Origin of the sequence: Mesorhizobium ciceri WSM4083 (assembly GCF_000519305.1) — a bacterium.
GTDB classification, from domain to species: domain Bacteria; phylum Pseudomonadota; class Alphaproteobacteria; order Rhizobiales; family Rhizobiaceae; genus Mesorhizobium; species Mesorhizobium ciceri_B.
Genome location: NZ_KI912610.1, coordinates 653770 through 667183 on the forward strand (window position 1 = coordinate 653770; position 13414 = coordinate 667183).

14 protein-coding genes are annotated in these 13414 nt (G+C 62.5%); 11 read left to right on the forward strand and 3 right to left on the reverse strand.

From position 1 onward, the window contains the following. The first annotated feature begins 158 nt into the window (after nucleotides 1–158). The 9 genes from MESCI2_RS0129205 (at nucleotide 159) to MESCI2_RS0129245 (ending at nucleotide 9940) form a co-directional block, all read left to right on the forward strand. Nucleotides 159–1400 (forward strand): phosphopentomutase, encoded by a 1242-nt coding sequence (locus MESCI2_RS0129205; protein WP_027039555.1) that lies wholly within the window; start codon nucleotides 159–161, stop codon nucleotides 1398–1400. Further along, entirely contained in the window at nucleotides 1393–2280 is an 888-nt protein-coding gene (gene mutM / locus MESCI2_RS0129210) for a bifunctional DNA-formamidopyrimidine glycosylase/DNA-(apurinic or apyrimidinic site) lyase (protein ID WP_027039556.1), read from the forward strand. The genes MESCI2_RS0129205 and mutM overlap by 8 nt, the downstream gene beginning before the upstream one ends. A gap of 128 nt (nucleotides 2281–2408) precedes the next feature. Then, nucleotides 2409–3182, forward strand: coding sequence for an enoyl-CoA hydratase (locus MESCI2_RS0129215; protein ID WP_027039557.1), 774 nt, complete (start codon nucleotides 2409–2411; stop codon nucleotides 3180–3182). Between the two features lie 182 nt (nucleotides 3183–3364). Further along, nucleotides 3365–3631 carry a 30S ribosomal protein S20 gene (rpsT, locus tag MESCI2_RS0129220; RefSeq protein ID WP_027039558.1) on the forward strand — a complete coding sequence of 89 codons (267 nt, stop codon included), beginning with the start codon at nucleotides 3365–3367 and terminating at the stop codon, nucleotides 3629–3631. Nucleotides 3632–4556: 925 nt separating this feature from the next. Continuing rightward, nucleotides 4557–6032 (forward strand): chromosomal replication initiator protein DnaA, encoded by a 1476-nt coding sequence (gene dnaA, locus MESCI2_RS0129225; RefSeq protein ID WP_245270492.1) that lies wholly within the window; start codon nucleotides 4557–4559, stop codon nucleotides 6030–6032. 281 nt (nucleotides 6033–6313) lie between these two features. Then, complete coding sequence (gene dnaN / locus MESCI2_RS0129230; protein WP_027039560.1) at nucleotides 6314–7432, forward strand: DNA polymerase III subunit beta; 1119 nt, start codon at nucleotides 6314–6316, stop codon at nucleotides 7430–7432. Between the two features lie 82 nt (nucleotides 7433–7514). Then, complete coding sequence (gene recF, locus MESCI2_RS0129235; RefSeq protein ID WP_027039561.1) at nucleotides 7515–8660, forward strand: DNA replication/repair protein RecF; 1146 nt, start codon at nucleotides 7515–7517, stop codon at nucleotides 8658–8660. A gap of 31 nt (nucleotides 8661–8691) precedes the next feature. After that, on the forward strand, nucleotides 8692–9447 hold the full coding sequence (locus MESCI2_RS0129240) for a molybdopterin-synthase adenylyltransferase MoeB (protein WP_027039562.1): 756 nt from the start codon (nucleotides 8692–8694) through the stop codon (nucleotides 9445–9447). Between the two features lie 4 nt (nucleotides 9448–9451). Continuing rightward, complete coding sequence (locus tag MESCI2_RS0129245; protein WP_027039563.1) at nucleotides 9452–9940, forward strand: GNAT family N-acetyltransferase; 489 nt, start codon at nucleotides 9452–9454, stop codon at nucleotides 9938–9940. A 48-nt stretch (nucleotides 9941–9988) separates the two neighbouring features. On the opposite strand, the gene MESCI2_RS0129250 is transcribed toward MESCI2_RS0129245, so the two are convergent. Next, nucleotides 9989–10990, reverse strand: a complete 1002-nt coding sequence (locus tag MESCI2_RS0129250) for a 2-hydroxyacid dehydrogenase (RefSeq protein ID WP_027039564.1) — start codon at nucleotides 10988–10990, stop codon at nucleotides 9989–9991. 147 nt (nucleotides 10991–11137) lie between these two features. On the opposite strand from MESCI2_RS0129250, the gene MESCI2_RS0129255 reads away from it, so the two are divergent. Next, nucleotides 11138–11698: an SH3 domain-containing protein gene (locus MESCI2_RS0129255; RefSeq protein WP_027039565.1), complete on the forward strand. Its 561-nt coding sequence runs from the start codon at nucleotides 11138–11140 to the stop codon at nucleotides 11696–11698. Here the strand turns inward: MESCI2_RS0129255 and MESCI2_RS01000000135875 are convergent. Both MESCI2_RS01000000135875 and irrA read right to left on the reverse strand, forming a co-directional pair. Then, a complete protein-coding gene (locus MESCI2_RS01000000135875; protein ID WP_032901419.1) occupies nucleotides 11688–12104 on the reverse strand; it encodes a DUF4260 domain-containing protein in 417 nt (138 codons plus the stop codon). The two genes, MESCI2_RS0129255 and MESCI2_RS01000000135875, sit on opposite strands and share 11 nt — an antisense overlap. Before the next feature lie 82 nt (nucleotides 12105–12186). Next, nucleotides 12187–12618 carry an iron response transcriptional regulator IrrA gene (gene irrA, locus MESCI2_RS0129270; protein ID WP_024503471.1) on the reverse strand — a complete coding sequence of 144 codons (432 nt, stop codon included), beginning with the start codon at nucleotides 12616–12618 and terminating at the stop codon, nucleotides 12187–12189. Between the two features lie 242 nt (nucleotides 12619–12860). Here irrA and fabA point away from each other — a divergent pair, with 242 nt between their 5' ends. Further along, the gene (gene fabA, locus MESCI2_RS0129275) at nucleotides 12861–13376 is read left to right on the forward strand and encodes a 3-hydroxyacyl-[acyl-carrier-protein] dehydratase FabA (RefSeq protein ID WP_027039566.1); all 516 of its coding nucleotides are present in this window, start codon (nucleotides 12861–12863) and stop codon (nucleotides 13374–13376) included. The last annotated feature ends 38 nt before the right edge of the window (nucleotides 13377–13414 follow it).

Here is a 13414-nt window from a genome sequence, read left to right on the forward strand (position 1 = left end):
CCATGCCGGTGCATTTGTGCATGTCGTTGCCCAAAACCGCTGCGCACCTTTGGGCGACATGCATCAGACTATCACGCCAAGCCGTTGCCGTTTGGTTTCCGAATTGCCAATGAAGTCGCGGAACCCTATGTCTGGTCGGTCAAACTGGCAACAACTCGATGACGCGCGCTTTCCTCTTCGTCCTGGACTCCTTCGGCATCGGTGGAGCGGCCGACGCCGACCGCTACGGCGACGCCGGCGCCAACACATTCGCGCACATCGCAGAAGCCTGTGCAGAGGGGCGCGCGGATCGCGAAGGGCTTCGCAGTGGACCGCTGTTTGTCCCCCACATGGCCTCGCTCGGGCTTGGCAAGGCTGCCGAAACCGCGACGGGACTGGGTTTTGCCAGCAGCGGGACGGATCTGCTCACCACTGCCTTCCACGGCGCTGCTCAGGAGGTTTCGAGCGGCAAGGACACGCCGTCGGGCCATTGGGAAATCGCCGGCCTGCCGGTTCGCCTCGACTGGGGCTATTTCCCGGATACGGTTCCCGCCTTTCCGGCCGAACTGACCGAGGCGATGATCCGCGAAGGCAAGGTGCCGGGCATTCTCGGCAATTGCCATGCGCCGGGCACCGAGATCATCGAGCGCTTCGGCGAGGAGCACATCCGGACCGGCAAGCCGATCTGCTACACGTCGGTCGACTCGGTCCTGCAAATCGCCGCGCATGAAGTTCATTTCGGCCTCGATCGGCTTTATGAATTCTGCCAGGTGGTGCGCAGGCTGGTTGACCCGCTGAGGATCGGACGGGTGATCGCGCGACCGTTCGTCGGCGAAACCACCGCCACTTTCGAGCGGACATACAACCGTCATGACTACGCCGTGCCCCCGCCGGAACCGACCCTGCTCGACCGGCTGACGGCGCGTGGCAGCCGTGTCATCACCGTCGGCAAGATCGGCGACATCTTCGCCCATCGCGGAATTTCGCAAGTGCGCAAGGCGGCAGGCAATATGGCGATGTTCGACGAGGCCCTGGGTGCGATGGATGATACCGGCGACGGTGATCTCGTCTTCGCCAATTTCGTCGACTTCGACACCGAATTCGGTCACCGCCGCGATGTCGCGGGCTATGCTGCAGCGCTCGAGGCCTTCGACCTGCGGCTGCCGGAGGCATTTGCGAGGCTGCGGCAGGGCGATCTTCTCATCCTGACGGCCGACCACGGCAACGACCCTACCTGGGGCGGGACCGATCACACGCGCGAGCGCATTCCGGTGATCGGCACTGGACCGGGTCTCAAGGGCGGCGACATCGGACTGAGAACGACATTCGCCGACATCGGCGAGACCGTGGCCGAGCATCTCGGGCTGGCGCCCGGACGCTACGGCGCTTCTTTCTATACGGCGATCGGCGGTCATGCCTGAATTGCCGGAGGTCGAAACCGTCCGGCGCGGACTTCAGCCGGTTCTGGAAGGCGCCACCATCGCCCGCGTCGAGGCGCGCCGACCGGATCTGCGCTTTCCATTTCCGGAAAAATTCGCGCAGCGACTGACCGGCAAGACGATCACGGCACTCGGCCGCCGGGCCAAGTACCTGACGATGGACATGGAAGGCGGCCCCGTGCTGATCTGCCATCTCGGCATGTCGGGCTCATTCCGCATCGAGACGGCCGATGGCAGCGACATGCCCGGCATCTTCCGGCACGACCGCTCGAAGAGCTCCAATCACGACCACGTCGTCTTCCATGTCGTGTCTCCGGCAGGCGCCCGATCCCGCGTGATCTTCAATGATCCGCGCCGCTTCGGCTTCATGTTGTTTGCCGAAGGGCCGGACGTTCATCCAATGCTGGCTGGACTTGGCGTCGAGCCTACGGGCAACACATTGGACGGTGCGCTGCTTGCCTCGTTGATGAAGGGGCGACGATCACCGCTGAAGGCAGCGCTCCTCGACCAGAGGCTGATCGCCGGGCTCGGCAACATCTATGTGTCGGAGGCGCTGTGGCGCGCCGGCCTGTCGCCGCTGCGCGAGGCGGGCACGATCGCCAGGCCCGGAAAGAAAGCCCAGGCCCAAAGCGAACACCTCGCGCAAGCCATTCGTTCGGTGATATCGGATGCGATCGCAGCCGGCGGTTCCTCACTGCGGGACTATATGCAGACCGATGGGTCGCTGGGCTATTTCCAGCACGCCTTCGCCGTCTACGACCGCGAAGGCGAGGCCTGCTCCAAGCCCAGCTGCGGCGGCCACATCGAACGTGTCGTGCAGAGCGGCCGATCGACCTTTTATTGCCGGACGTGTCAGCGATGAGTTAGAGCAATTCCAAGTGTGAAACTGTTTTCCATTCGGAATTGCGTCAAGACAGGGAGATGGAGCGGTTCTGCGTTTGCGTGAAACGATGAACCGCTCCAGACGAGCGTGAGCAAGGAGAAGCAGCCATGACCTATGAGACGATCATCACCGAGACGCACGGCAAGGTCGGGCTGATCACGCTGAACAGGCCGCAGGCGCTCAACGCGCTGAACTCCCAGATCCTGACCGAACTGGTGGCGGCCGTGAACGGTTTCAGCGCCGATGCCGGTATCGGCGCCATGGTCATCACCGGTTCTGAAAAGGCTTTCGCCGCCGGCGCCGATATCAAGGAGATGCAGTCCATCTCCTACGCGGACGCCTACGCCCAAGACTTCTTCGTCGGCTGGGAGGAACTGACGCGGGCACGAAAGCCTATTATCGCGGCGGTGGCGGGCTATGCACTCGGCGGCGGCTGCGAGCTGGCGATGATGTGCGATTTCATCATCGCCGCCGACACGGCCAAGTTCGGCCAGCCAGAGATCACCCTCGGCGTCATTCCAGGCATGGGCGGGTCACAAAGGCTGACCCGCTTCGTCGGCAAGTCGAAGGCGATGGACATGTGCCTGACCGGGCGGATGATGGATGCCGCCGAGGCCGAGCGTTCTGGCCTGGTGTCGCGGGTCGTGCCCGCCGGCGAACTTGTCGAGGAGGCGCTGAAGGCCGCGGCCAAGATCGCCGCATTCTCGCTACCATCGGTGATGATGGCAAAGGAGGCTGTCAACCGCGCCTTCGAGACGACGCTTTCCGAAGGGTTGCGGTTCGAGCGCCGGCTGTTTCACTCGCTGTTTGCATTGGACGATCAGAAGGAAGGCATGGCGGCCTTTGCCGAGAAGCGGAAGCCGAATTTCACCAACCGCTGACGCCAATCCCTTGGCTGCGAAGAAGATGACTGTTGGCCGCCAAAAAGAAGACCAGGCAGCGTTGACGCGCCGGAAAAGCTGAACTATAAGCCGCACCAACCGAGGCGGCCCCGTGGCTGCCCGTTTGTTTTTTGCGCCCTGCGGCATCCCGCATGCGCCGACCAGATCAGAAGAGAGGCATCATGGCCAATACATCCTCGGCCAAAAAGGCAACGCGCAAGATCGTCCGCCGCGCAGCGGTCAACAAGAATCGCCGCTCGCGCGTCCGCACCTATATCCGCCAGGTCGAAGAGGCGCTTGCCTCCGGTGACAAGGCTGCCGCACAGGCTGCCTTCAAGATCGCGGAGCCGGAATTGATGCGTGCCGCGACCAAGGGCGTGATCCACAAAAACACGGCGTCCCGCAAGGTGTCGCGACTGGCTCAGCGGGTCAAGGTACTGTCGGCCTGACATTACTTGCCTAGACTGACGTTCTTGGAACCCGGCCGTTTGTGCCGGGTTTTTTCGTTTGCCGGCAAGCACTTAAAAAGAATGTCCGGAAACGCCGTCTTATGCGGGATTTCACATTTAGGAATAGTTTGCCGGCATATGCGTGCGTGCTGTTGATCGGCATGCTTGAAACGGCCGACCTAAAGATTCTTAACTGTCAGAAATAGATTATATTTTTCAGACACTTACGGATGGTGATCCACAGCTTGTCCACACCGGTCGGACCCGATCGGGGACAAGTCGCTGTCAAGCGAATTATTTCAGAATATTTCTCTCGGCGTCCGGTTTTTCATATTCGCCGGAAAAGGGTTTGAATCACAATGGCTTTGTTAAAATGTGCCGTTGCGGCACGCCACTCGAACCCACCTCCAGTAACCAGATTCCTTAAAAATCCGTTAGACGTGGCCTTGCCCTATCCACAGCGATTTCGGTAGTGTCGATCTATCGAAAGGGACGGGCTCTGGCCCTTAACCCAAGCCTGAATCGGCCAGCTCAAATTGGCGGGATTTGCAACGCGGATCAAGTCCGCGGACGGGTTTGGTTTGTCTTTTTCGATACGGTAGGGGACTGGCGTAACTAGACATGGCAGGTAGACGGCGCGCCGGCGCTCTTTTCGCCGGACGGTGTTGTATTGCCCTGACATACCCAACGCGGACTGGCTTCCATGGGCCGGCACCGGTTCCCACGGATAATGGGCGACGTTCATCTGCCGGCGGCGGCAGCGGACATCGTGGCAAAGACTTAGGTCGCCGGAACCGGGTGCAGGAGGCGCATCCCCGGTGGAAAACAGGTACGGAAGGACAAGGAAAAGATCATGCAGAGCGGCATCGAAAGGGAGCTTACGGGCGACCTCCCATTTCCTGGAACTTTGATCGGAGCAAACGACATGGCGGTGTCCAGCGACGCGGAACAGAAATTCGACAGGGTCAAGACCCAGTTGAAGGCGCGCCTGGGAACCGAAGTCTATTCGAGCTGGTTTGGCCGCATGAAGGTCGCCGAGGCTTCCAAGGGCATTGTCCGCATCTCGGTGCCTACCGCCTTCCTGCGCTCATGGATCAACGGCCACTATCTCGACCTCATCTCCGAGTTGTGGAAGCAGGAGGATCCCGATCTTCTCAAGATCGACATCGTCGTGCGCACGGCAACCCGTCAGGGACGCGCCCAGGCCGAGCCAGAGGTAACGCCAGCACGCAGCAAGGTGACACGGCAGACGCAGACGGCGCTTGCCGCCGGCACAGTCAGCCCCAGCCGGGTGGAGCGCGCATCGGCTCCGCGTCCGGGCACACCGATCGAGAGCGAATTCCGCCACAACGTTCTGGGGTCACCGCTCGATCCGCGCTACACGTTCGGCTCTTTCATCGAGGGACCGTCGAACCGGGTGGCCTTCGCCGCCGCCAAGGCAGTGGCGGAATCGCAATCGAGCGCGGTGCGCTTCAATCCGCTCTTCCTTCACGCAACCGTCGGGCTCGGCAAGACCCATTTGCTGCAGGCCATCGCCGCGGAATCGCTGAAGCAGAACCCCAAGTCGCGCGTCGTCTATCTCACGGCCGAGTATTTCATGTGGCGCTTTGCCACCGCGATCCGCGACAACAACGCGCTGACGCTCAAGGAGCAGTTGCGCGACATCGACCTGCTCATCATCGACGACATGCAGTTCCTGCAGGGCAAGTCGATCCAGCATGAATTCTGCCACCTCATCAACATGCTGCTCGACAGCGCCAAGCAGGTCGTCGTCGCTGCCGACCGGCCGCCATCGGAACTTGAATCGCTCGAACCGCGGGTCCGTTCGCGCCTCAATGGCGGTGTCGCGCTTGAAATGTCGGCGCCCGATTTCGCCATGCGCCTCGGCATGCTCAAATTGCGCCTTGCCACGGCCAGGAGCGACGACGCATCGCTCGACATTTCGGAGGAGATCCTCAATCACGTCGCCCGCACCGTGACCGGCAGCGGACGCGAGCTGGAAGGCGCCTTCAATCAGCTTTTGTTCCGTCAATCCTTCGAGCCGCAGATCACCATCGACCGGATCGACGAAATCCTCGGCCACATCTATCGCACCGGCGAGCCGAAGCGTGTCCGTATCGAGGACATCCAGCGCATTGTGGCGCGTCACTACAATGTGTCGAAGACCGAATTGCTGTCCAACCGGCGCACGCGCACCATCGTCAAGCCGCGGCAGGTCGCCATGTACCTGTCGAAGGTGATGACGCCGCGCTCGCTACCCGAGATCGGACGGCGTTTCGGCGGCCGTGATCACACCACGGTGCTGCATGCCGTGCGCAAGATCGAGGACCTTTCCGGCAACGACAACACGCTGGCGCAGGAACTTGAGCTTCTGCGGCGGCTGATCAACGACCAGGCCTGACCTTCCGGGAGTGGCCGAACCGAAACAACGTCGGCGCTGGGCCTGGATCGGGCTCGTGGCGCCGCCTGGAAGCGATCTGGATTTCGGTTTTACGACACTGGCTCGCGGACTTCGGGCGCGTTATCCCCAGAAAGCCCGCGCAGCCGGCCTGAACCGGCGGCACGGGCTTGCGTTCGCTGGTTTTTTCCTGTCAGTTTACGCAGATTCTGAGCCTGTTCAGACCTTTCGCGGGACGCCGCTCACTGGTGACCCGTCATTCATTCAAGCGAGCCTGTTTCGTCATGCGTGTTATCCTGGAACGGTCAAATCTCCTGAAGTCGCTCAACCACGTCCACCGTGTGGTCGAGCGGCGAAACACCATACCGATCCTGTCCAACGTGCTGCTCGGCGCCGAAGGCGCCAGCCTTGAAATGAAGGCAACCGATCTCGACCTCGAGGTGACCGAAGCGACGCCCGCCAAGGTGGAGCGCGGCGGGGCGACGACGGTCCCGGCACATCTGCTCTACGACATCGTGCGCAAGCTCGCCGACGGCGCCGAGGTGATGCTGAAGACGGACGAGGACGGCAACGCCATGACGGTGACGTCTGGCCGCTCGAGCTTCCGCCTTCAGTGCCTGCCGCAATCCGACTTCCCGGAGCTTTCGGCCGGATCCTTCTCCCATATCTTCCGTCTCGACTCGGTTGCCCTGAAAGGCCTGATCGAGAAAACCCAGTTTGCCATCTCCACCGAGGAGACACGCTATTACCTGAACGGCATCTACCTGCACACGCATGAGGTCGGCGGCAAGCTGAAGCTGCGCTCGGTGGCGACCGACGGCCACCGCCTGGCGCGCGCCGAGATCGACGCGCCGGCGGGTTCCGAGGGCATGCCGGGCATCATCATTCCCCGCAAGACGGTGAGCGAACTGCAGAAGCTTGTCGACGATCCGGATGTCGCGGTGACCACCGAACTGTCGGACACCAAGATCCGCTTCACCATCGGCAGCGTGGTTTTGACCTCGAAGCTGATCGACGGCACCTTCCCCGATTATCAGCGGGTCATTCCGACCGGCAACGACAAGAGGCTGATCATTGACCGCCAGAGCTTTGCCGCCGCCGTCGATCGCGTTTCGACCATCTCTTCCGAACGCGGTCGCGCGGTGAAGCTGTCGATCAGCGAGGGTCAGGTGACGCTTGCGGTCAACAATCCGGATTCAGGTAGCGCCACCGAAGAACTGTCCGCTGACTATTCATCCGATCCGATCGAGATCGGCTTCAACGCCAAATACCTGCTCGACGTTGCCGCGCAGCTGACCGGCACGGAGGCCAAGTTCATGCTGGCGGATGCCGGTTCGCCGACGCTGATCCACGACATGGCCGACGAGACCGCGCTTTATGTGCTGATGCCGATGCGGGTGTAGCGGCGCGGTGTCAGCACTTCGGTCCTGTCGGGGACCGGCGGCAAGCGCGATATTTACGGCGACTTCGATAGGCGGATAGCGGTTGCCGGTACAGAACCACATAAGTAAGCTAACACTTACTAATTTCCGCAACTATGCGGCGCTGACGATCGATCTGGCGCCAGGTGCCGTGGTTTTCTCCGGCGACAACGGCGCCGGCAAGACCAATCTCCTCGAAGCGATCTCCTTTTTGACACCGGGACGTGGCTTGCGCCGCGCGCCCTACGCTGATGTCGCCCGCGAGGGCGGCGACGGCGGCTTCGCGCTGCATGCCCGGCTCGACGGACCTGATGGCCAGGTTGAGATCGGAACAGGCATCTCCGGCGGTGACACCGCCGGCGAAGGCGGCAGGCGGGTGCGCATCAACGGCGCTCCGGCACGTTCGGCCGAGGACATGCTGGAATGGCTGCGCGTGGTGTGGCTGACACCAGCCATGGACGCGTTGTTCACCGGGCCGGCCGCGGACCGCCGGCGCTTTCTCGATCGGCTGGTGCTGGCGATCGATCCCGGCCACGGGCAACGTGCGATCGACTACGAGAAGGCGATGCGCGGTCGTAACCGACTGCTTACCGAAGGCTCCCGAGACGACCGCTGGTTCGACGCTATCGAGACGCAGATGGCCGAAACCGGTGTGGCGATCGCCGCCGCGCGGGCCGAGATGGTGCGTCTTCTCGCCGCCATGATCGACAGGCTGCCCGACACAGGACCGTTTCCGCAGGCCGATATCGGCCTTTCGGGAGACCTGGAAGCCGAAATTGCCGCCGCACCGGCGGTCGATGTCGAGGAACGCTTCCGTCGGACGCTTGCCGAGGGCCGCGAGCGCGACCGCGCCGCTGGGCGCACGCTCGATGGCCCGCACCGTTCGGATCTGGTGGTTCGACACCGCCCCAAGGCGATGCCGGCCGAGCTCTGCTCGACAGGCGAGCAAAAGGCGCTGCTGGTCGGCATCGTGCTGTCGCATGCAAGGCTGACCGGCGAAATGTCGGGCATGACGCCGATCCTGCTGCTCGACGAGATCGCCGCGCATCTCGACAGCCGGCGGCGCGCGGCGCTGTTTTCCATCCTGGAGGAACTGAACTGCCAGGCGTTCATGACAGGAACCGATGCGGCGCTGTTTTCCAGTCTCCAGGGACGCGCGCAATTCCTGACTGTCGACCATGGGACGGTTGGGCCAACCGAAGACCCCTGACAAGGTTTTTCCGTCCCTGTATGATCAGGCAATGACCACTGCCGCCCTGACCGCAGACGAGATCGAACGCTATGCCCGCCACATCGTGCTGCCGGAAATCGGCGGCGCCGGCCAGCAAAGGCTGAAACAGGCCCGGGTGCTGGTCATCGGCGCCGGCGGGCTGGGCGCGCCGGTGCTTGAATATCTTGCCGCCGCCGGCGTCGGCACACTAGGCGTGGTCGATGACGACACCGTTTCGCTGTCCAACCTGCAGCGCCAGGTCATTCACGGCACCGACACTGTCGGCCTGCTGAAAACCGATAGCGCCAAGGCGGCAATCGCTCGCATCAATCCCAATACAATTGTTGAAACGCACGCAATCCGGCTGACCACGGACAACGCTCCCGCCCTCGTCGCCCGCTATGACATCGTCGTCGACGGTTCCGACAATTTCGAAACGCGCTATGCCGTGGCCGATGCCTGCGCGAGCGCTGGGAAACCGCTGGTGCATGCCGCCGTCGGACGCTTCGATGGTTCGGTAACGGTGCTGAAGCCATTCGAGGACGGCAAGGACGGCAAGCCCAACCCGGGCTATCGCGATCTGTTTCCCGAGGCGCCGCCGCCGGGCCTGGTGCCGTCCTGCGCCGAAGCCGGCGTGCTTGGCGCGCTGACCGGCGTCGTCGGCACGCTGCAGGCCATGGAGGCAATCAAGCTGATCACCGGCGTCGGCGAGCCGCTGGTCGGCCGGCTGCTGCTCTATGACGGGCTGGCGGCGCGCTTCGACACCATCCGCTACAAGAGAAGCTGAATTCTTGGACCGGCTCGAAGCTGTCTCCATCTCGCGGATCCCGGCCGGTTTCGATCGTTGGGACGATGTGCTCGCATTGATCATGCGTGCCTTCGCCTCGATGGACGGCGTCATCGACCCGCCCTCCTCGGCCCACCTTTTGACCGCCGACAGTCTGCGGGACAAGGCACGGAGGGAGACCGGCTTCGTGGCGCTCAGGGGCGATCGGATCGTCGGCTGCGTCTTTGCCCTTGAAAAGGTGACAGAGTTCTATGTCGGCAAACTCGCCGTGGCGCCGGACTGCCAGGGACAAAGTATTGGCCGGCGGCTGATGCAAGCGATCGAAGACCTTGCCCGCAGCCGAGGCAAGTTCGCCATCGAGCTCCAGACGCGGATCGAGTTGACCGGGAACCATGCGGCCTTTGCTCGCCTCGGCTTTCGCGAAACTGAACGGACGGCTCATGACGGCTATGCCAGGCCGACCTCGATCACCATGCGCAAAGTTATCCTGTAAGTCTTATCTTACGGTTTGCGGGGGCACGGCTACTGCACCGCGACAGCGTCAGGTCCTAAGCGGCAGCACGCGGTCTGGCGGGCGGTGGCCGTCGACGAAGGCGCGGATATTGATGATGACCTTTTCACCCATGTCGATACGGCCCTCGAGCGTCGCCGAGCCCATATGCGGCAAAAGCACGACCTTGTTCTTGGCGGCGAGCTTCAGCAGCCTGCCGTTCAAAGCCGGCTCGTGCTCGTAGACATCGAGGCCGGCGCCGGCAATCTTGCCGTCCTGGATCAGCTTGACCAGCGCTTCCTCGTCGATGATGTCGCCGCGCGCGGTGTTGACGACATAGGCGGTGGGCTGCAGCAGCGCCAGCCGCCGCGCCGAAAGCAGATGGAAGGTTGCCGGCGTCGAGGGACAGTTGACCGAGATGATATCCATGCGGGCCAGCATCTGGTCGAGGCTTTCCCAATAGGTCGCCTCCAGCCCGTCTTCCACGGCCGGCAGCACGCGGTGGCGGTTGTGATAATGGATCGACAGTCCGAAGGCCTTGGCCCGCCTGGCGACGGCGGTGCCGATGCGGCCCATGCCGACAATGCCGAGCCGCTTGCCCCAGATGCGCCGGCCCAGCATCCAGGTCGGCGACCAGCCGGCCCATTTCTTGTCGCCGGTGAGCACATTGGCACCTTCCGCCAGCCGCCGCGGCACCGCCAGCATCAGCGCCATGGTCATGTCGGCGGTGTCTTCGGTCAGGACATTCGGCGTGTTGGTGACGGTGATGCCCCTCTTGGCCGCAGCCGCGACATCGATCTTGTCGACACCATTGCCGAAATTGGCGATCAGCTTGAGGTTGTCGCCGGCCTGGGCGATCAACGCCGCGTCGATCTGGTCGGTCACCGTCGGCACCAGCACGTCGGCCTCCTTGACCGCCGCAACCAGTTCCGGCTGCGTCATCGGCCGGTCCTCGACATTCAGCCTGGCGTCGAACAATTCGCGCATGCGGGTCTCGACCGGGTCGGGCAGCTTTCGCGTGATGACCACGAGAGGCTTCTTTTTGCCTGCCATTGTTTCCCTCGTTGAGACCTCTTTAACCAAGACCGGCGAAACTGAAAGCCGGTCGCGGTGCCGATTACTCCATGTAACAAGCGGTGCCGCCGAAGACAAAGAAAAAGGGGCGCCGGGGCCGATGGGCAAGCGCCGAAAGGAACGAAAGTGTCTGGTTTCGCGTCGCTTCGCCTGACCCTCAGTGCAGCATTTCTCGGCGCGCTGCTTTATTCTCCGCTTGTGGCCGCGCAGAGTGCCGCAGCACCCGCCCAGAGCGTCGTCACGCTCGGGCCGAGCGGCCTGCCGCTGCCGCGCTTCGTCAGCCTGAAATCCGGCCGCGTCAACTCGCGCGTCGGCCCCGGCGCCAACTACTCGGTCGACTGGATGTATATGAAGGCCGGCCTGCCGATGGAGATCATCCAGGAATTCGATACATGGCGCCGCGTGCGCGATGCCGACGGTTCGGAAGGCTGGATCAACCAGTCGCTGCTGTCCGGCCGACGCACGGCAATCGTCGCACCATGGCAGCGCGGCAAGGGCTCTCAGGTCAACCTTCTCAATAGCCCCGACAAGGATGCAAGGGTGGTCGCGATGATCGAACCTGGCGTCATGGGTACGATCAAATCCTGCGACGGCCAGTGGTGCGAAATGACGTTCGACGGCCACACCGGCTGGCTTGCCCAGTCGGTCGTCTGGGGCGCCTATCCCGGCGAACGGGTCAAGGACTGATTTTTTCACCTGCTGACCGCGACCTTTCGAAGGTTCGCGGTCGTGGTTTAGCCCCGATGCGGCCGAGATGGGTGTCCTGAAAGCCGGTCGACAGCTTCAGGCCGTAACCCAGCGCACGATCGATGGCGATGTGGGCGATCCAGATCAGCGCAACCGCCATCGCGGCCGCATTGCCCCACATGTGCCCGCCGAGCAGCAGCAGCACGGGCACGATCAGGATATGCAAGGCATTGTAGGCAAGGGCACCGACGCGTGGACCGGCCAGATAGCCTGATATCGACAGGTCCGGCGCCAGGATAAGCAATCCAAAGAGCCACCAGGGCATAGCGGTTGAGCCGTAGAAAACAACGGCAGCCACCGCCACGATTGCCCATTCAAGCCGAATGACGCAATCGAGGCGTTTCATCCCTGGTCGAAGATTCTGGCCTGGCCAAAGATTCTGGCCCGGCGGGTGATTCTGGCCTGGCCGGTCATTCCGGCCTCGCCGGTCATTCGCGGCGTTTGGGGCGCAGCCTCACCACGATATCGACATTGGCGATCTCCATCCCTTCCGGCGGCTCCGGCAGGTTGGCAACCGTCACCGGACCGCTGTCGATGTCGAATATGCGGTTTTCGCCTTCGATGTAGAAATGGTGATGATCGGAGGTGTTGGTGTCGAAATAGGTTTTCGCGCCCTCCACGGCGAGGATGCGCAAAAGTCCCGCCTGGGTGAACTGGTGGAGGGCATTGTAGACGGTGGCCAGCGACACCGGCACGCCGGCGGCAACAGCCTCCTCGTGCAGTTCCTCGGCCGACAAATGACGGTCGCCCTTGGCGAAAAGCAGGTCGGCCAGCGCAATGCGCTGACGCGTCGGCCTCAGGCCGGCTTCACGAACCCGCTTGTCCACAGCGACATTTTCCTTCCGGCCGTCCAGGTCCATCTTCTCGTCGAACCCCACAGTTCCGCCCCAAGACACGCCCAGAATGGCAAAAAAATGAACATCTGCCGAAACCGGACCTCTCAGGACATATATTCTGTCGTCCGAATGCGATCAATAGCGCGCATTGACCCAGGCAGACGAGCAGGCTAAGCGCAAACGCCGGTTTCCGGCCTGAAACAGATTGTGTTAGGAAACCAACGACAAGGGCACCCGATAGCCCGGAACGATATGGGATGGAATTGATGGCGGGTAAATCCAGCTACGAGTACGATGAATTGCTGGCCTGCGCCCGCGGCGAACTGTTCGGACCGGGCAACGCCCAGCTTCCCTATCCGCCGATGCTGATGTTCGACCGCATCACCGAGATCAGCGAGACCGGCGGCGCCTTCGAGAAGGGTTTCATCCGCGCGGAGTTCGACATCAAGCCGGACCTGTGGTTCTTTGCCTGCCATTTCATCGGCAATCCGATCATGCCGGGGTGCCTCGGCCTCGACGCCATGTGGCAATTGACGGGCTTCTATCTCGGCTGGCTGGGCGAATCCGGCAAGGGAATGGCGCTGTCGACCGGTGAAGTGAAATTCAAGGGCATGGTCACGCCCTCGGTGAAGAAGGTCGAATATGGCATCGACTTCAAGCGCGTGATGCGGGGCCGGCTGGTGCTCGGCATCGCCGATGGCTGGCTGAAGGCGGATGGCGAACCCATATACGCGGCAACGGATTTGAAAGTCGGTCTGTCCAAGCAGTCGGCGGTTGGCTGACCGGCATCTCTGGCCAGTTCTCTGGCCAGCACCCCTGG